The organism is Mesorhizobium sp. WSM3859, assembly GCF_002295065.1.
Taxonomy (GTDB): domain Bacteria; phylum Pseudomonadota; class Alphaproteobacteria; order Rhizobiales; family Rhizobiaceae; genus Mesorhizobium.
This window is the reverse complement of the sequence record NZ_NSGG01000007.1, coordinates 168574-185476: the sequence shown is the minus strand read 5'-3', so window position 1 is coordinate 185476 and position 16903 is coordinate 168574. Positions and strand designations below refer to the sequence as shown.

The 16903-nt window shown below is 64.0% G+C and carries 23 protein-coding genes; all 23 read right to left on the bottom strand.

Annotation, left to right across the window (positions count from 1 at the left end; translation table 11 throughout):
• Positions 1-188 precede the first annotated feature (188 nt).
• Positions 189-431, bottom strand: coding sequence for a hypothetical protein (locus tag CK230_RS32500; protein ID WP_141246048.1), 243 nt, complete (start codon positions 429-431; stop codon positions 189-191).
• A gap of 259 nt (positions 432-690) precedes the next feature.
• The gene (locus tag CK230_RS17160; RefSeq protein WP_095818322.1) at positions 691-1038 is read right to left on the bottom strand and encodes a hypothetical protein; all 348 of its coding nucleotides are present in this window, start codon (positions 1036-1038) and stop codon (positions 691-693) included.
• 44 nt (positions 1039-1082) lie between these two features.
• Complete coding sequence (locus CK230_RS17155; protein ID WP_095818321.1) at positions 1083-1292, bottom strand: hypothetical protein; 210 nt, start codon at positions 1290-1292, stop codon at positions 1083-1085.
• A complete protein-coding gene (locus CK230_RS17150) occupies positions 1277-1537 on the bottom strand; it encodes a hypothetical protein (protein WP_095818320.1) in 261 nt (86 codons plus the stop codon). The genes CK230_RS17155 and CK230_RS17150 overlap by 16 nt, the downstream gene beginning before the upstream one ends.
• A 109-nt stretch (positions 1538-1646) precedes the next feature.
• Positions 1647-1850: a hypothetical protein gene (locus tag CK230_RS17145; RefSeq protein WP_095818319.1), complete on the bottom strand. Its 204-nt coding sequence runs from the start codon at positions 1848-1850 to the stop codon at positions 1647-1649.
• Positions 1851-1923: 73 nt separating this feature from the next.
• A complete protein-coding gene (locus CK230_RS17140; protein WP_095818318.1) occupies positions 1924-2598 on the bottom strand; it encodes a glycosyl hydrolase 108 family protein in 675 nt (224 codons plus the stop codon).
• Positions 2599-2681: 83 nt separating this feature from the next.
• Positions 2682-3755, bottom strand: coding sequence for an acyltransferase (locus CK230_RS17135; RefSeq protein WP_095818317.1), 1074 nt, complete (start codon positions 3753-3755; stop codon positions 2682-2684).
• A gap of 36 nt (positions 3756-3791) precedes the next feature.
• Positions 3792-5270, bottom strand: a complete 1479-nt coding sequence (locus CK230_RS17130; RefSeq protein ID WP_095818316.1) for a hypothetical protein — start codon at positions 5268-5270, stop codon at positions 3792-3794.
• An 11-nt stretch (positions 5271-5281) separates the two neighbouring features.
• Positions 5282-6025 (bottom strand): phage tail protein, encoded by a 744-nt coding sequence (locus CK230_RS17125; protein WP_095818315.1) that lies wholly within the window; start codon positions 6023-6025, stop codon positions 5282-5284.
• 17 nt (positions 6026-6042) lie between these two features.
• Positions 6043-6771 carry a putative phage tail protein gene (locus tag CK230_RS17120; RefSeq protein ID WP_095818314.1) on the bottom strand — a complete coding sequence of 243 codons (729 nt, stop codon included), beginning with the start codon at positions 6769-6771 and terminating at the stop codon, positions 6043-6045.
• Positions 6764-7840 carry a baseplate J/gp47 family protein gene (locus CK230_RS17115; protein WP_095818313.1) on the bottom strand — a complete coding sequence of 359 codons (1077 nt, stop codon included), beginning with the start codon at positions 7838-7840 and terminating at the stop codon, positions 6764-6766. Before CK230_RS17115 ends, CK230_RS17120 begins: the two co-directional genes overlap by 8 nt.
• Positions 7812-8351, bottom strand: coding sequence for a phage GP46 family protein (locus CK230_RS17110; RefSeq protein ID WP_176480125.1), 540 nt, complete (start codon positions 8349-8351; stop codon positions 7812-7814). The genes CK230_RS17115 and CK230_RS17110 overlap by 29 nt, the downstream gene beginning before the upstream one ends.
• Positions 8351-8800: a phage baseplate assembly protein gene (locus CK230_RS17105; protein WP_176480124.1), complete on the bottom strand. Its 450-nt coding sequence runs from the start codon at positions 8798-8800 to the stop codon at positions 8351-8353. The genes CK230_RS17110 and CK230_RS17105 overlap by 1 nt, the downstream gene beginning before the upstream one ends.
• The gene (locus CK230_RS17100; RefSeq protein ID WP_095818311.1) at positions 8797-9864 is read right to left on the bottom strand and encodes a hypothetical protein; all 1068 of its coding nucleotides are present in this window, start codon (positions 9862-9864) and stop codon (positions 8797-8799) included. The genes CK230_RS17105 and CK230_RS17100 overlap by 4 nt, the downstream gene beginning before the upstream one ends.
• Positions 9861-10997: a DNA circularization N-terminal domain-containing protein gene (locus CK230_RS17095; RefSeq protein WP_095818310.1), complete on the bottom strand. Its 1137-nt coding sequence runs from the start codon at positions 10995-10997 to the stop codon at positions 9861-9863. Before CK230_RS17095 ends, CK230_RS17100 begins: the two co-directional genes overlap by 4 nt.
• Positions 10997-12799 (bottom strand): phage tail tape measure protein, encoded by a 1803-nt coding sequence (locus CK230_RS17090; RefSeq protein WP_095818309.1) that lies wholly within the window; start codon positions 12797-12799, stop codon positions 10997-10999. The genes CK230_RS17095 and CK230_RS17090 overlap by 1 nt, the downstream gene beginning before the upstream one ends.
• Before the next feature lie 139 nt (positions 12800-12938).
• On the bottom strand, positions 12939-13244 hold the full coding sequence (locus tag CK230_RS17085; protein ID WP_095818308.1) for a hypothetical protein: 306 nt from the start codon (positions 13242-13244) through the stop codon (positions 12939-12941).
• Positions 13245-13298: 54 nt separating this feature from the next.
• A complete protein-coding gene (locus CK230_RS17080; RefSeq protein ID WP_141246047.1) occupies positions 13299-13664 on the bottom strand; it encodes a phage tail tube protein in 366 nt (121 codons plus the stop codon).
• Between the two features lie 51 nt (positions 13665-13715).
• Positions 13716-15230 (bottom strand): phage tail sheath subtilisin-like domain-containing protein, encoded by a 1515-nt coding sequence (locus tag CK230_RS17075; RefSeq protein ID WP_095818306.1) that lies wholly within the window; start codon positions 15228-15230, stop codon positions 13716-13718.
• Entirely contained in the window at positions 15230-15439 is a 210-nt protein-coding gene (locus CK230_RS17070) for a hypothetical protein (RefSeq protein ID WP_095818305.1), read from the bottom strand. Before CK230_RS17070 ends, CK230_RS17075 begins: the two co-directional genes overlap by 1 nt.
• Before the next feature lie 3 nt (positions 15440-15442).
• Positions 15443-16183, bottom strand: a complete 741-nt coding sequence (locus CK230_RS17065) for a hypothetical protein (protein WP_095818304.1) — start codon at positions 16181-16183, stop codon at positions 15443-15445.
• The gene (locus tag CK230_RS17060; RefSeq protein ID WP_095818303.1) at positions 16180-16593 is read right to left on the bottom strand and encodes a hypothetical protein; all 414 of its coding nucleotides are present in this window, start codon (positions 16591-16593) and stop codon (positions 16180-16182) included. Before CK230_RS17060 ends, CK230_RS17065 begins: the two co-directional genes overlap by 4 nt.
• Positions 16594-16649: 56 nt before the next feature.
• Entirely contained in the window at positions 16650-16886 is a 237-nt protein-coding gene (locus tag CK230_RS17055; protein ID WP_095818302.1) for a hypothetical protein, read from the bottom strand.
• Positions 16887-16903: the final 17 nt, after the last annotated feature.

The window sequence follows — 16903 nt, the reverse complement described above, 5'->3', positions numbered from 1 at the left end:
CAAGGTCATCGCTACTTTCAGGTGCCCGAGTTGCAACGAGGCGCTACGGCTCGGATATCCTGAGAAAGTACGCCTTTTCGAGAAGCACATGCGCCTGAGCGGGAACGCAGAAGACGGGGGGCCGTCCCGCGTGGTCCGCCGGCCATCACAGGCTCCGGCCTTTCACCGGAGCCTGGATGAAGTCCGCATTAGCCACCGCTAGCCGGTGCCGGCGCGGGTTTCGCCGGAGCAGCGGGTTGGGAAACGGACGGTGCGGCCGGCGTCTCAACCTTTGGGGTATTGACGCTGACGTTGACATCCTTTCCCCCGGTGCCGTTGATGTTTATCACCCCGGTGAAGAACAGCAAAACAACAATTGCGATGATACCAAGGATAACCGCAACGACCGTTGCGCCACCACCAGAGTTTACGACTGTGGGTCCGTCAGACATGACTTTGTCTCCTTCCAGAGTTGTCACTCGAAGAAAAGAGAACTTTGTGGTATTTTGTTCCATCGCCGGCCAACAGTCCCAAATACCTGCGACTGAAGTCCCTTGATTAGAAATGCTCAAACGGGTCGCTGCCGCACTGTAACAGAATTAAACCTGCCGGCCGAAGCCAGCGGCTGAAGTTCAAGGTTGGTCTCGGCCCACCAGGAAGCATCTATAAGGGCAAATGGCGTGTCGGGCGCTCGCTCGAATGTTAATGCTGTTATGGGCGCCGGTCGAGTTCGCGCTGCTGAGCCTCAAGCTTGGCTGAAAGGCCGGCGATCTGCGACTGCATGTCGGTCTGCTTGGCAAGGATCGACTGAAGCATTTGTGTCGTCTGGTCCTGAAATTTCTGTCGGTCTTCCCGACCATTCTTGCCGATGCTTTCAAGTACCGTGACGCGCTCTTTCAGCGTGTTGACATCCGCGCTGGTGGCGGTTGCCCAACTGATGGCCGACGTCACCAAGGGCAACATCAGGATACCGATCACCGCCATTGAGGCGCGACCGACAAGCTTCAGCCACGCATTTTCAGCGACAGCTTCAACCTTCTTCTCGCCTGGTAGCGTCATGTCATCACCCCTGGTCATTCGCCTCGAAGCCCTTCAATGCACTGCTAAGGATGCCAGTTGCACCACTTCACGCCCTTGGCGTTGTGGGCGTTCATGTCGTCCAGTTCAGGCCGTGTCATCACGGCGAATACCGCCGCACTCGGGCGCATCGGCTTGTTGTTGTCGCACCAGACCTTGCGCGGGTTGTCGACCGGCGCCGAGGTCACGCAGCCTGCGAGCGCCAGGCAGAGCACCAAGGCTATTTTCGCACCCATGGCTCGGCCTCCTTGCGCGCCTGCTCGTCGGTCATGCCGGCGTTTTGGCGTTCGACGTCGGTGGCCTCACGGTGCATCTCGAGGCGGTCCTCGGCGGCCGCCAGCTTGCCGGCCGCTTGCTTGTTTCGCTCAGCCTTGGCACCAGCGAGCCGCTGATGAAAACCCCAGCCGAGCGCGCCGATCAGGCCGGCGCTGATCGCCAGGATCGTCGGATTGGTGAGAAGCCATGCCAGCAGCGCGCTCATAGCAGTGCCCCGATGAGGAAGCCCGCGATGAAGCAGGCGGCGCCCACAATCACAAATGGCCTGACGGCTTCAATGCAGGCGGCGAGCAGACCTTGCAGATTTTCCATGGTCAGTGCTCCCAGCCGAACCACCGCGCGAGCAGATGCCAGCACTCGGCCGCGCCGGCGATGGCAAGACCGAGACCGGTCTCCAGCGCCATCTGGATATCGGGATCGGCGGAGAACGCCGAGGCATCGTCGGCGCCCAGAAGGCCCCTGGCGACAAGCACGCCCGCGCCGTAGCGCAGGGCGATGCGGATGAAGATAGCGATCATTGGCAGAACACTCCGAAGAGATTGCAAGGAAGATGCACGACCCAGGCGGCGAGCGAGCCGAGCGCCAGCGCGATCAAGGCGACGATGCCGGCCGCCTTGGCGGGCGATGCGGATTTGGGCGGCGCGGCGGGCGCCTCAGTGCCGGCATGCTGCCCTGCGTTGCCGGTGGCGTGGTCGGCGCCGTATCGTCGGCGGATGCTGGCGCCAGCGGCACGGATACCGTCGTCGTCAGCGGCGCGGCCGATATCAGCAGCGCCTGGCGGCGCACGGAGGCGACACGGGCGCTCCAGCCTCGGCCGAAACTCGGCCAGGTCGGCAGTTTTTCGAGGAAGGCGAGCCGCGCGTCGCAGAGCGCGTCAATGACGACGCCGGCGGGTTTTGCACCCGCAGCGGCGAGCGTGGCCGGGCCGATGCGGCCGTCCTGGACAACGCCGAGTACAGACTGAAGATATTTCGCCGCCCTGCCCGGCCCGCTGTTCACGGCGAAGTCGAAGACGGCGTAGTCCACGCCATCGGGCAACTCGGCGCCGACCACCGCATCCCAGTAGAAGCGCCGGTACACCACAGCGACCTGGGCATCGCTGATGGAGCGAAGCTCGGCCTTTGTGGCATCCGCCTTCACGTAGCGGCGGAAATTGGCAAGCGTAACACCTTTCATGGTGGCGCCGCCCGGATCGGCGGGGTTGTCCGACCAGCCCCCTTCCGACTTCAGGACGAGCGAAAGGGCACGCGCAAAATTGCGGTCCATGGAACACCTCTTGTTGTGCTGACGCGCGAACGCTGCGCAGCCTCAAAGCCGGGCGTTCCACGCTGGAAAGTTACAGAATTGCCTTACGTCGCGGCCTGCAGACGCCAACGGGTCAACATTGGCTGTACGAGGTTCTTTGCAAACGCAATACTTGGCGCCTCGATAAGCCAGTAGCTCAGCGCCGCGAGCACAATACTCAAGGGAATGATGGCTGCAGCAATGGTAAGCCCGGCAGCAACCGGGTCCGCAGGCAATAGCCCTTTCGGCACCAGATATAGCAGGTAGAAGAACGGCACGTTCCAGAGGTAAAGGCCGAAGCTGACCTTCCCAAGGAATTGCGGTACCCGCGACACGAGAACGGGTGAAGTAGCAGCCTTTTCATCGTGATAGAGGAGCGCCAATAGGACAAAGCCGAGGGCTGCCGTTTCAAGATCCATTCCAGCGAAAAATTGCCGAAGGAAGATGAACGTCACCAGCACCGGCATCCAGCCTAATGGCCTCGCCAGCGACGCCGCAACACTCCCTGCCCGGCTCGGGACTAGAGCCCCCAAGGCGAACAGGTAGCCGTATTGGCTCAGCAGCGGTGCCACGAATAGCTCAGGATTCTTCCTCGCGACAAGGGCCACGACGAGCACGGCGAGAATGCCCCAAGCGCTCCATTTCCGATATAGCGGCCCCACGATGAGCATGAGCGGAATGGCGAGTATCTCGACCTGCAACGTCCAGCTTGGGCCCACCACATTGGAATTCCACAGTGCCATGTTGCCGACAATGTCGGTCCAAGAGAGGACGGCCGGAGCAACTGCGGCTGTCGCCGCAACGCAAGGGATCAGGCCCGGATAGATGCGCAGCGCACGCTTGATCGCGAAAGAAGCTGCGACCGAGGGCCAATAGCCTTTGGCAGCTTCTAGCGATCGTATAAGAACACAGCCGCTTAGCAGAAAAAATAATTCGACGGCCGCCCCACCGTTGAAGGTCGAGAGCCATGCTTTGGCCCATATATCGCCGGTATCAATTTGCCAAAACGTCTTCGGCAAAATGCGCTGAATGAGCTCCGGATTAAAGGACAAGATGGCATGATAGACGATGACCGCCAACGCCGCGTAAGCGCGCAGTCCATCGAGAGCCAGCAACCTTTGTCTTTCGCCGGTCTTCATCCGCCGTCGCGCCCCCTAACCCGTGCGCTGGTCATATTACGCCCAAGCTCTCACAACAAGCCGCCAGTTGCCGGCTGTAATATTGGAAACGTTACCGCCGTCCTTCGATAGTACACGTACGCCGCTTGCCCCGATCTGCGCGTACATGTTGACAGAACCCGGCACCAACACGATGCCTCTGGTACTACTGCTATCAGTGCTATTTGGTATGGCGATTTCATCGCCAACCGCATAGTTGGTCGTTCCATCCGTAGCAATACATTGGATGACAGCTGCGTAGAGTTTTGGCGCAGCGCCCAACCCATGCGGCAGAATGATCTGGCTGCCGTTGTTGAAGGCCTGCGGCGCGCTTTCGAACGATTTCGTAAAAGGCAGCGTGGCCCATTGCGGGGCAGTCGCACCCGGGTTCATCAACAGCGCCTGTGAAGCTGTACCCTTGGCTAGGCGGCCCCATACTCCAGCCCCTGTAGCATAGATGACATCGCCCGCGACGGCGGCACCGATGCCCGCAAGCGCAGAGAGGACCGTTGAGGCTGCCTGATAGCCAGATGTTACCGCACTGATCGCCGCGGTAACGAAGGCCGTAGACGCGGCCTGAGTAGTGTTGGTGCCGGCAGTCGCTGTAGGAACCGCCGGTGTGCCAGTGAACGTTGGGTTGGCTTTCGGTGCCAAGCTGGAGACAGCAACACCGCTATCCTTGCCGATCTTGCCGCTCGTTCCGTTGAAGGTGACGATGTTATCGGCAACCGACGCGGCGGGGCCGTTGAAGTCGCCGGTGCCCTTGTCGCCGGTGCGGCTGAAAACCAGCCAGCATCCGTCGCCGTCGGCCAGCGCGCCTGAGCCGGCAACATAGGCAAGCGTGAGCTTGCGATAGCCGGTGCCATCGACGACCGTTCCGGTGACGTTGTAGGTGTAGCGGACAGCTGCATTGGCTCGCGAGATGACGGTGAGCATGCCACGGATCGTGCTGGTGCTGTCATCCCATCCGTCGAGAACAGCGGTGATGCTGGCGCCCAAGGCGTCGAGATTATCTACATAGGCCGCAGTGGCCGAAGCAGGAACGGCGTTGCTGAGACGGAATTTGCCGGCGCCGGGGTCGGCGTCGGCGGTGGCCGCGGCGAAGGTCAGCGTCAGCGCGCCGAGCGCTGATGCGACTATGCCGGAGAAGGCCGGATTGGCAAGGATCGCGTCGGCCACATCGCCGGCGTTGTCCTCGATGTAGTCCGGCAACACCTCTCCTAGCTTGGTGAGGATATAGGCGACCATGACGTCGCGTAGCAGGTTGGGCGAAGCCGGATCGAGCGTCGAGAGGTCGACGCCGGAGCCGATCAGGACACCGCGCAGGTTGCCGATGATGCGGTTCCAATCATCGGCTGTCAGTTTGGTCGACGCGCCATAGCTCTGCCCGTTTCGTGCCCAGGAGAAGCCGTCAATATGTACACCCTCAAGTCCTGACGGGGCAGTGAGGCGCCTGACGGCGTCGAGGATGCCGAAGAGGTCCGGAACTGCGGTCATGGTCGAACCAATCAGGTCTTGATGATGTAGAGGACGGCCCGGTTGCGCGGCCGGGTTTCGGGGTCGCCCGTCGCCGTGTTCCAGCTGTCGGGCTCGATGCCAGCGTCGAGCGAATCCCGATCGCGGACCGAGCCCGCCTCGCCTGTCTTGCCGGCACGGGCGAAGCCGACAAAAGACGGGTTTGACGCGTTCTTCAGCGCGCTGGTGCTGCCGTCGCCATTGAGACGCTGCGGATTGTTGTTCTTCGGCGCGCCGGTCGCCCAGTCCTGGAAACTGCCAAGCGTGCGTCCAGCGTCGACGCCGCGACCCTGGTCGAGGCCGCGCAGGAACTCGCCGCGGAAGTCGGGAACGTTAAAGGTGGACACCGCGTCGCCAGCGCCCCATGTGGTGCCGATCGCGGCGAAAAGCGTTGCATAGGTGGTCCGGCTGACTGCCTGGCCATTGCAGTTCAGCCAGCCGCCCGGCACCGTGGCGCCGGCAAAGGGCGTGACGATGCCAGGCGCAACCGTAATGGGCGGAGAGACGCCGGCGACGACGTTGGCCAGCAGCTGCGAGAGCGCCTGCCAGAGCTGCGTCGGGTCTGCCGGGTCGGGTGTCAGACCGGCCATGGTGATGACCTTCAGGATCTCATCCTGCAGATCGTTGACGAGCTTGGCAGGGGGAATCGCGCCGACCAGCCCCGCCGTGCGGTTGGCGTCCCAATAGGCGACGCGCTCGGTGCTTTCCGGCGCGTTGCGCGGATTGACGAATTTCATAATGTCCTCTCTTGAGGTCAGACAGAAAAAATGACGGTGGTCCAAGCGGGCTTCATCGCCTTGAACAGGCAGATGAGATCGGCCGGCAGGCCGAGATCGCCGAAGGGGGTGATGCCCATCTCGGCGTCGCCCATATGGAACTCATACAGCGGCACGTTGGGAACGCTCACGATCCAGATATATTCGACTGGATCGCCGCCCGAGAGCTCGTCGTCGCCGCCCATTTCCGAGCCACCCATGCAGAACGGCTCCGGCTCCTCGATCGAGATCGTGTAGCCGGCGCTCGCGGCAAGCTCGATGAAATCGGCCGGGGTAATGGTGCCCGCCGAACGCACCTTCATCAGCAGCGAGCGCATGCGCGCGTCGATTGTCGCCTCCGGCCCAAGGCAGGGATCGGGCAGGCCATATTCGATCTCCCAGTCCTCAAGCGAAGTGATCAGCGTGATCGCAGTCGATTCCAGCGCCACCCCGAAGAATGCGCGATAGACGTCGGCAAGGCCGGAACCGATCGCTCGCCAGAAGCGCGCCAGCACCGACAGCGGATCGAGCGCCTGGTTGTCCGGCGTGCCCCATGCGGCACCCTTTGGAAGCAAGGCCGTCAGGAAGCCTTCCGCCGTCTCGTCGTCTGGATCGGACAGGATGTCGACCTGATCGGGGACGGGATTGGGCGGATCGTCGGGCGGCACATGGTATAAAGCCGCCTCGTCCTCGCCGAGATAGCGCGGCCAGCGAAGCGCGTCAGACATAGTTCACCGCGCCGAGGACCGGCATCTTGCCGTCGATGTAGACCATGTCACCCGAGGGATTGACCAGGAAGTGGCGGTCCTCGCCGACCGCGAGGCTGATCGCCTCCGAAATCCACGAGCGCGAGAAGGTGAAAGGTTGGCCGGCAACGCCCGGCCGCGCCCGTTGCGCGAACATGGATTTCAACGACGCGGTGACGGCGGCTCGCGTGACCACGGTGTCGTTGGCAAGACCCGAGATGGTGATGTCGAGCAGCGACGGGACCGGGGCGGAAACGGCAAGGCCGGCCCGGATCAATCGTTTCGATACCAGGAAGTCCTCAACGGTCGCGATGTCGCCGGCTTCCGGAATGCCGTTCACTCTGCCTTCGAAGAGAAACCAGACGCCGACCGTGCCCGGCGCATCGTCGAAGGGGTAGGCCCAGGCGTTGGTCACGCCGGGGACGGCGCGCGCGAACTGCTCGTAATCCAAGTATGCGCCGCCCTGGGGCGGCCTCCGCTTACGGTCGAGAATGCGGGCGCGCAGGCTCGCGTCCGTTTCGATATCCGCGCCGCCGCCGATGCCGCCGGCAGCGACTGTGGCCTCCAGCGCGAGATTGGGAAACAGCGTTGGGTCAGCGCGCGAAAGCGTTTCCCCGGCCGCAATGTTGGTCACCGCGCCGTAGTCGGCAGAGAGCACCAACAGGGTCAGGTAGCCGAGCAGGTCGGACCTGGCGTCCGAGGCAGACGCATAGAGGCGGCTGCCATAGACGAAGCTGATGCCAGCTGGATAGATCGTGTAGGCGTAGCCGGTGAGGCTGACATAGCCTTCGGCGCGCGACATCGGCCGCCGATAGATGCCAAGCTCGGCGCCGTGCCGCTCGAGGTGCTGGACACTCGCGGTGGAGGCGAAGATCTGATCGTAGAGCCAGGCGGCGCGCAGATGCAGGTCATGCAGGCCGGCGGCGAAGGTCTTGACGATCGCGGTCAGGTTGTTCGGCCAGATCAAGGCATCGGTGCCCGGCAGATAGCGCCTGAGCGCGCCGCGCAGCCGGGTCGATATCTCATTCGGCGAGAGGACGGTCCAGGCCACGCAATTGCTCCCATAGCACGCCGAAGCGGCGGTCGTAGACGACCGCGCCGTCGCGGTCTTTCAAGGTGATGGCGAGGTCGATGCGGCGCTGCGCCGGGTCAGCGGTGGCTACGACATCGGCCGATGACACCGCGCGCTGGTCGATCAGCGGCTGCAGCGCCGCGCGCGCATAGTCCTCGGCCTTCACCGCTGTGGCATCGCTCGCGGTCGAGCGACGGAGCAGCCAGAGCTTCGATCCGATCGGCCTCTCGCCGAGGTCTGTGCGCAAATCGAAACTGTCGCCGGGCCAGCCACGGTTCTGCTCTTCCGGCGGCAGCTCATCGGGCTCGACGCGGGCGTCGGTCATCAGGCAGAGCAGCACCGCCGTAGCAAGCTCGGCTTTCGTCCTTAGCCCGCCCGGATTGGCCCTGTCGTCGCCGGCCAAGGCCCAATCGCCTTGCATGCCGTCCCACATGGTGTCGGGCGATAGCAGCGGCTCGCCAGCGCCGGAAAGGGGAACGATGCGGATCATCAGTGCGAATGGTGGTTCGTGTTGCCGGTGGTGTCGATGATCGAGCCGGTGGCGAAGATATTGCCGTCGACGTTCAGGTTGCCCTTCAGGTTCCAGGTGCCGCCGGTCATGGTGATGGTGCGCGAGCCGAAGTCCATCGTCACGCCTCCGGCGAAAAGCTTGATGATGTTGCCGTCCGCATCGTAGAGCGCCGCGGCGCCCTGCGGCAGATCTGGCCTTTTGCCGGCATGCTCGATGCCCATCAGCAACGCCTGCGTGCGGCGCCCGGTCATGATCATGGCGACGCCGATGGCGCCGGTCGGCGGACGACTGGCGGCGCCATGCGGCTGAATGAAGAGCTGATCCTTGAATTCCTCGCCAGCCAGGCCTTTGCCGGAGATCAGCAACTCGCCGTTATCGAAGCGGGAGCCAGTGATCTCGAAACGGGTAAGGTGCGCCGACGATCTCATTGTGCCTGATAATCCGCTTTCGGTTCCGGTGCCGACCATCCTTTGCCGGACTTCGATCCCGACGAGCTGCCGCCCAATGCGCGCGGATCGGTAAGCGTCAACGTCGCGCGCGTGCCCTCGCCATCCCCCGCGGTGTCCTGAGACAGCTCGACCGATTTGATGACCATCATCTGGTCGAGATAGATGCGCGGATGCCGGACATAAACCTGCCAGTTCGGCGTCCAGGTTTTGCCGCCGGCGTCGCGCCAACCGACAACGACAATGGTTGCGTTCACCGCCAGACCGGCGGCTGCACGGGCTTCCCACTCGGCTGCGTTCTTCATGTGCGAGGCGGTGGCCTCTCCGTCGAGGACGACGATCTTCGGCCGGTTGCGTCCGACGCTCGGATCGTTGGCTTTGCTCTCCGGCCGCAACGCCTGCGGCGTGGTGCCTCGAGACTGCTGGCCGCGAATGATCGTGGGGTTGAATTTGCCCTGCCCGGAAAACTCCGCGCTGGCGCTAACGATGTTGACGCCCGCCGCCAGGCCGCCGGAATGCGTGCCCCCCGGTTTTTTGGCAATGAACAGCTTGCCTTCAGCCGTGTCGTGGATGATCGCCGCCTCGGCGCGCGCCAGCGGCTCCAGCGTCGAGTAGAGCGATTCGCCGGGTTCGATCTGATGCTTGGCAATGGTCTCGAATGAACCTTGCGCCTCAATGCCTATGCCGAGATTGTCGAAGGCCTCGCCGATCCCCTTGATGTCCTTGTTCTCGACCCGGCCGGTCTTGTGCAGGATCGATGTCTCCACGGCATCCACCGTGCGCGAGACCAGCGTGATGGTGGCCTGCCAATCGTCCGGCCCCTGATCGGGCCGCAGGTCGCGGACATAACCGGTCAGGAGCAGCGTGCCGCTCGCCGTCAGGGTAACCTTGTCGTCGGGCCATGGCGGCGACATGCCTGGCGGCACATGTCCGGTGACGACGGCCGTTCGTACGGCCTCCTCAGCCGAGATCGATATGCGCACATGCTGCCAGGGCAGGAAGATCCCGGCCGCGTTGATGGAGATCGTCTCCAGCGCGCCGGTCACGGGGCGATAGCCTCGAAGCTGACCGGCATGGCGGCCGGCGTGGACACGGCGTTGCGGCGGACGAGCTCGGCGGCGCGCCCGGCGTCAGCGTAGAGCGCATAGGCGAGCGCGGTGGCCGGCAACGATATCTCGGTCTGCACCATGACCAGCGGCGCGCGGTTGGCTGCCGTGGCGCTGAGATCGGCCGCAGCTGCATCGGCGATGCCGCCCAGCCATTCGTTGACCGATACGTCCAGACCGCCCGACAGCGCCTCGAGGACGGGATCGATGACCGGCGTGATGCGATCGCGAGCTCGACGCGCATCCTGGCGCGAGAAGTAGTCGCCCGCCGCAAGGGTTTGGCAGAAGCCTGCAGCGAAGGCGGCGGCGGCGCAAAGATCGAAGACATCGGCGCCGGTCGGCACCGCCGCGGCAGCGAAGGCTTCGACCGCAGCGGCCGGACTGGCCACGTCGGCGATGGCGCCACAGGTCGAGACGATGGCTGCGGCTATCGTCGCGGCCTGGGCGACGGGTTCGGCAGAGAGCCGCACGATCGAGGCGATGGCGTCGGCCACGGCCGGGCGCTTGTCCTCCGGCATCCCGGCGGCGGCTGCCACGGACGTCAACCGGCTGGCGGCTGCGACGACGGCGTCGGCGGAAGGCGCGGCTTGGCCGGTCGCGACATCACGCATGCGGGAGGCGGCGGCGGAGGCGACCAGGTCGATGCCTGACGCGATCAGCGCGGCGATGGCGAGCGCGCCCGGTACCGCCGCGAAAGGCGCACTGGCCAGCCCGGCCGCGATGAACTCGATATCGAAGCCGACATAGCCTGCGCGGCCGCGCTCGCGCGAATGGCTCCAGCGCGGCGCGCGTACCAGCACCGGGCCGCCCATCGGCAGCACCAAAGTTGCCGGCCCAGGCGCATTGAGCGCGGCGACGAAGCCGAGCGCGGCGGCATCGGCGAGATCGCCGGCGACATAGGCCGACAGGCTGAAGCGCCTGACATCGCCGCCCATGTCTTCGGTGACATGCAGGTCGGAATAGGCGATCGGCGAGACGGCCACGCGGCGGCCACCCTCGGCGCTCTCGACCTCGACGAAGAACGGCACGCCCCGGAACGATGCCGGGCGAAACGCTTTCAGCCAGTTCCGCATCAGCGCGGCCCCATCATCTGCCCGGCGTTGGACTTGCCCGTGTCGGCGCGAACCGGTTGCTTGAGCGAACCGATCGGCCTCGAAAGATCGGCGGCGGCGCGACTGGCGGCGGAAGACAAGGCGGCGGCGCCGCTGACCAGCGCGTCCTTCAACTGACCAGCAACAGACGCAAGGTTGTCGGCGCCGGCCTTGATGCTGTCGCCTGCCTGCTTGCCGCCGTCGGAAACCGAGGATGCGGTCTCGATGCCGGCGCGCTGCAGATCGGCGGCGGCCGCGCTGGTTGCGCGCTCCATGGCTTCCGGCGAATCGAAAGCTTCCATCATGCCGACATGCTTCTGCTCGAAAGCGCCGGCACGCACGGCCGCGGCGTGGCCGCGACCATACAACCGGTATTGTTCGGCTATGGTCGGCGCGACCGGCCGCGGCGACGGCGCCGGGATGGCGCCATTCTGGTCCTGACGACGCGAAGGCAATTCCGGGCTGACAGCCATCGGCCCCTTCGCGGCCAGAAGCCCTTCCGGGGAGCGCCAGCCGGCCTTGAAGGCCATCATGCCCTGGTCCTGATTATCAAAGCCGTTGCGAAGCCACCACATGCGCTTCTGCCAGAAGGTCATGCCTTTCTGGTCGAGCTGCGCGTTGATGAACTGCGCCTTGTCCAAGTTGGAGCTGATGAAGTCCATCGCTCCCGTCGCGGCCGGCGCGATACCCTCGCCGATCGAGCGCTTCATACGCTCCCAGGACGCGCCCATGCGGTCAATCTTCGACTGGTTGTCGTCGAGGATCTTACCCAGGTCACGCAAGGTCGAGCCGTCGACATTGTCGAGATCGGCTACGAACTGATGAAACGCGTCCTTGCCCTGCACCAGGGCGCGCATGCCCTTCTGTACCTGCAGGTCCGTAAACAGCTGAGGTATCTTCGAGAGGTCGCCCTTGGTCGCCTTCTCCGTCAGCTCGATCATTACGTCGAGAAGATCCTTGCCCGACTTGCGGGCGGCATCCAGTTCCTTCGGCAGGTCGATATGATACTTGGCGAAGTTCTTGACCGTCTCACTCGACTGCATCTTCTGGAGAACGTTCTGCAGGTCAGTAGCCGCTTCCTCGGCACTACCCTCACGGAGGCGGATCGTCTGCAGGGCGGAGGCCAGCCGCTTCAATCCGGCCTCGCCCTTGTAGCCGACAGCGGCGAAGGCGGGCGCGAGGCTCGGCACATAGCGCGCCATGTCCTTCAGCTCGAATTTGCCCTGCTTGCCGGACGTGACCAGAATGTCGAAAGCGCGCTGCATCTTGTCGCCGGCGAAGTCGAAATTGGTGGCGACGGAATCGGCCGTAGTGGCGATGTCCGCTATCTCGGCGCCGGCCGCCTGCGCGGTGGCGGTGACGGCCGGCAGGAAGGACAGCGCATCGTCGAGGCTGCGCCCAGAGGCGACCAGCGTTTCGAGGCCATCGGTGACGCTGTCTTGGGTCGTCGCATAGTCGAGCGCCGACCGGTTCACCGTGCGGAACATCTCGTCCAGCTTGTCCTTGCCGGCGTCGGCATTGATGACGATGCGGTTGAGGCGACGCTCGGCGCCGGCGAAATTGGTGACCAGTTCGCTGGTGCCACGCACAACCCCATACGCAACCATGCCCCGCAGGGCGGTGCTGGCAAGCAGACTGTTGCGGGCTAATAGGCTCTGCGTCTTGTTGAACGCCAGTGCCTTCTGGTTGACCTGGTTGAGCTTGCCAGACAGCTGGCCGAACGCTCCCATGGGGCCAAGCTTGGCCGACAGGCGCAACACCGCCTCGATGACACGGTTGCTCATTTCTTCGGCCTGCGCTTGAGGTACTCGATGCCGCGCTTGTGCAGCATGGCGATTTCGGAAAAGGTCATCGCCAAAACCACGGCCGGGGACCAGTTGAAGAAGAACATCAGGTCGTCAGCCTGAAGGCCGACGATTTCTTCTAGCTGACGGCGGGCGGCGACGAATGGCGAAAAAAATCGATGACGGTGTCCCGCACCTTGCGCGAATCCAACACGCCCAATTCGCCGAGTTTTTCAGTTCCGGGCGTGACGATGCACCGCTTGACGTAAGCTGCGATGGTCGCGGTGTTCTCGATTACCACTTCCTGGCCACCAGCGCGCTGGATTTCATACGGTTCGCCGAGCGCGAGGTAATCCTCCCACCCAGGCTCGCGCACGGTGACGCTCTTGAAAACCTCGCCATGCGCTTCGTACTGCCGCGAAAGCGGGACCACTATCTCGGCCATCAGTGCCTATCCTCTTCTCACAGCGCGCAAAGGCCGCTATCGCGGCCCTCCCGGTCAGATCTTCTTGTAAGCGCGGCTGATCAGGGCCACACCGGTAACTTCGCCAGTGGCGCGATTGATGGTCGGCGTGCCGGTAAAGCCGGCTTCCGTCCAAAGATGCTGGGCTCCGGTGAAACTCTCGTTGAGCGTCACGTTGAAACCGGATGCGCGCATCAGGCGGTTCCAATCGTCCGTCTTCATGTCCTCGAAGGTGAGGTTGGCCTTGTAGCCAGTCGGCTCGACCGTACGATAGATCGACCCGTCCTGGTTGGCGGCCCCCGTCACCTCGATGTTTGACGGCAGGATCTCCGCCGCGCCGCGCACCACTATGCGGTCGCCTGTCGAAAGGCCGAACGTCATTTCACCACCGAAATTCTGCATCCGTCATTCCCTTCGTGATTTGAAACGAGACAGCTCTTGCCGCCGCAGGGATCAGGCCGCGTCTCGATACTGGCTGTAGAGCTTGGCGTTGGCGGCGATCACGTCGAGCGCGTTGACGCGATCGATCGGCGCCAGGATGTCGACGCGGTTGGCGTTTTCGCCATTGCGCTGAACGATCAGCCGATCGGCGAAGCCGCGCGCATTTTCGAGCACGCCCTGATTTTCCATCGTCTCGGCGGCATGCACGAGCGTCGCCTTGATCGACTTCGGCGTTGACAGCGAACCGAGGCCGGCGGGGTTCTCGTCGGCAAGCGCCTTCTGGCCGTGCTCGTAGGAGAGCTGCGCACGGAAGAAGCGCAGGATGGCGACGAGCTGGCCGATCGCCTGGATGTCGCGGAAGGTCTCGTCCGGCTGGGCGTTAGCATCTTGTCTGTAGGTCGTGACGATCTTGTCGATGGCGACGCGACCGTCCGACGTGACGATGAAGGACGAGATGCCGGAGCGCAGCAGCGTGTTGCGGCCGGCATGGGTCGGCATAGTGGAACGGGTGCGCTGCGCCTTGACGCCCTCGACGACAAGTCCGGTCTGGTTGCGCGAGACGTTGCCGGTGACGCCGTCCGACAGCCAAGGGACGATGCGGGCAGCGATGGCGGCGGCGTATAGCCAGGCGGGTGTTGCGTTGCCGGCATTGGCGATGCGCGGCAGGATGGTCAGGTGCCGGTCGTTGAGGCTGAGGCCGAGCGTCGTGAGCGCCGAGGTAGTGCCCGTCGAGGGCGCGAAGACGTGGCCATAGACCTGGCGGTTGTACGCCCAGCGGCCTGACGTGTCGTTGAGCATGGTGCCGTAACGGCCGATGTTAGTGGCGTCGCTGAAGGGCGAGACGACCCAATCGAAGGGATCGTCTCCGAGCGAGGCGAGCGCAGACGACAGGTCGGGATCGCCGGCGGCGGCGACGGTGTTGGTGAGGGTCAGCGCCGCCCCGGCAAAGGCGTTGGCCGCGATCGTCGTCGGCACGTAGAAGTCGAGGTCGCCGAATATCGCGCCGGCATGGCGCGCGGTGACGGTTACGGTGTCGGTCCCGACGGCTGAGGTGACGGGGAGGGACGCGCCGGTGAGCGTATTGAAATAGGCGTTGATGGCGGCATTGAGTGCCGCGGCAACGGTGTTGACGCTGTCGCCCGCCGAGATCTGCACCTGCACCGGCTCGCCGGCGATCTCGATCGTGCCTACGCCTCCGCCGGCCGGGACGGAATTGACTTTGATGGTGTCAACGCGAGCCGTGCCGGTTGCGGCAGCCGACAAGATCCAGGTCTCCTGCACCGGGGCGTTGAGGAAGGCCCCGCGGGCCATTTCCGCAAGCATGGACCCCGCTCCGCAGAGCGCGACGGCTTCCTGCGCCGAGCCGATCGCCTGCGGCAGATTGTCGGCTATCGGAGCGCCCGTATTCTTGTGGCCGATCAGCAGCAGGCGCGAGGCCGACTGATAGCTGCCTCCGCTCGTGACTTCGAAGGCGAAGAGGGGCGCGACCAGGCCGGCGCCCGGAATGTTGTTGAACTGGATGCCCATCAGTTTTTCTCCTTGCGCTTCGCCGGCGTGACCGCAGGCGCTTCATCCGGGGTTTCGAGGATCAACGAGCCGTCGCCGAGCAGTTGCATCCACACAGGATCCTCAGCATCGACAATCAGCCCGTCAGCGGGAAAATCCGTGTTCGGGCGGAATGGATGCGGCAGCCGGTGGGTTTCATCCGCCAGCTTGACGCGAACGAGGTTGGCCATGGTTTAGTCTCCGATATCGGAAAAAGGCGGAGCGACGGCATCGGCCGGACCGGCCTGGCCGGACAAACCGTTGATCTTGGTTTCGAAAGCAAAAGTGTCGATGAGCGGCAGGGGCTCCGATGCGGGGAACTGTGCCGCCATCGCAGCGATGGTCGCCGACGCATAGGAGCCCTCCGGCAGCATTGCCGCGATCTGTGCCGCGGGCTGCGGCAAGCCACCCCCCGGCGTGAATTCGTCATCAGGGATCAGGCAGTCGAAAAGCATGGTGTTGCGTTGCCAGCGAAGCCCGAGCTCGGGAACGGCGAAGCCTTCCTCGTCGATCCCTTCGATGGCGATGAAGGCCTTGCGAAAGACCAATCCACTTGGACCAAGCGTAAGGACGTAACGCACCTGGGCGCAGAGCGAGGCAAGCACGATCCGCGCTTTCGGATCGGAACCGACCATCGCATCAACGAAGACGCCATCTTCGTCCCTGGAAGCCACTGCGAGTTCCGCAACCACCTCGAGGGTCGTGCGGCCATTGCGGGCAACGCTGCCCTGCCCGCCTCCCCGGCGCGGCGATTCCGATTTGCGCGTAAAGAGCGCCAGGACAGGCGTGTATTCCTTGTCCGGATCGAGAGCATCGACCGTCGGCCGGCGGCTATCGAAAACGCGATCCCGCGCGAGCGTCGGGAATGTCGTGGCCCCGGTCGGCGCCAGGCTCTCGATAGCGGCTAGACGCAAGACCTCCGCTGCAATGGTCACGGCGCGACCTTCGTTCGGTTCACATAAATGGCCTTTCGTCGACCACCATCTTCAGGGATGGCGGCGACGACATAGCGGGCAGCACCCCAGCCGATGATGTCCTCGACCTTGATCGGATGCGGCCAATCGCTCGAAAGCGCGGTGATGACCGCCTCGTGGCTCGGGCTCTCGCGGCCGCGCTCACGGCTGTCTACCGTCATCGTCGCCGGATGCGAAAAGCCGGGCATCAGCGCGACCGGGCCGAAATGGATCGAGCCCCGGAAATCGAAGCCGGCACGCGAAGGATCGGCGACGCGGTCGTCGTTGACGCTGACACCCTTGGCGGTGGGGAAAACGTGGAACGTCTGGGTATCGAAAACTTCGGCGACCTTCCCCTCGAGGGCGACCAAGGCGCTGTCCCAATCGACCATGGCGGGCCTTCCACATAGCCGCCGGGACCGTGCCCGGCAGCATTGAATAGCGGCCCTCAGGCCTGACCCAGATCCATCTGAGCGGCCTCGTCAGCGCGGACGAGGTCGACCTTGGTGGCGGGACGCGCCGCCCCCTTGGCGGCAAGGTCGTCGAGCTGCTTCTTGTCGACATCGAAGATCGCGCCTGGCGCCTTGACCTCGATTTCGGCGCGCTTGACGGTGTTGCCTTCCGGGCTCTTCTCGCCCGGCGTCTTGCACAGGTGGACGGTGTTCAAAGCAATGGCTTTGACCATGATGTTTCTCCAATCGT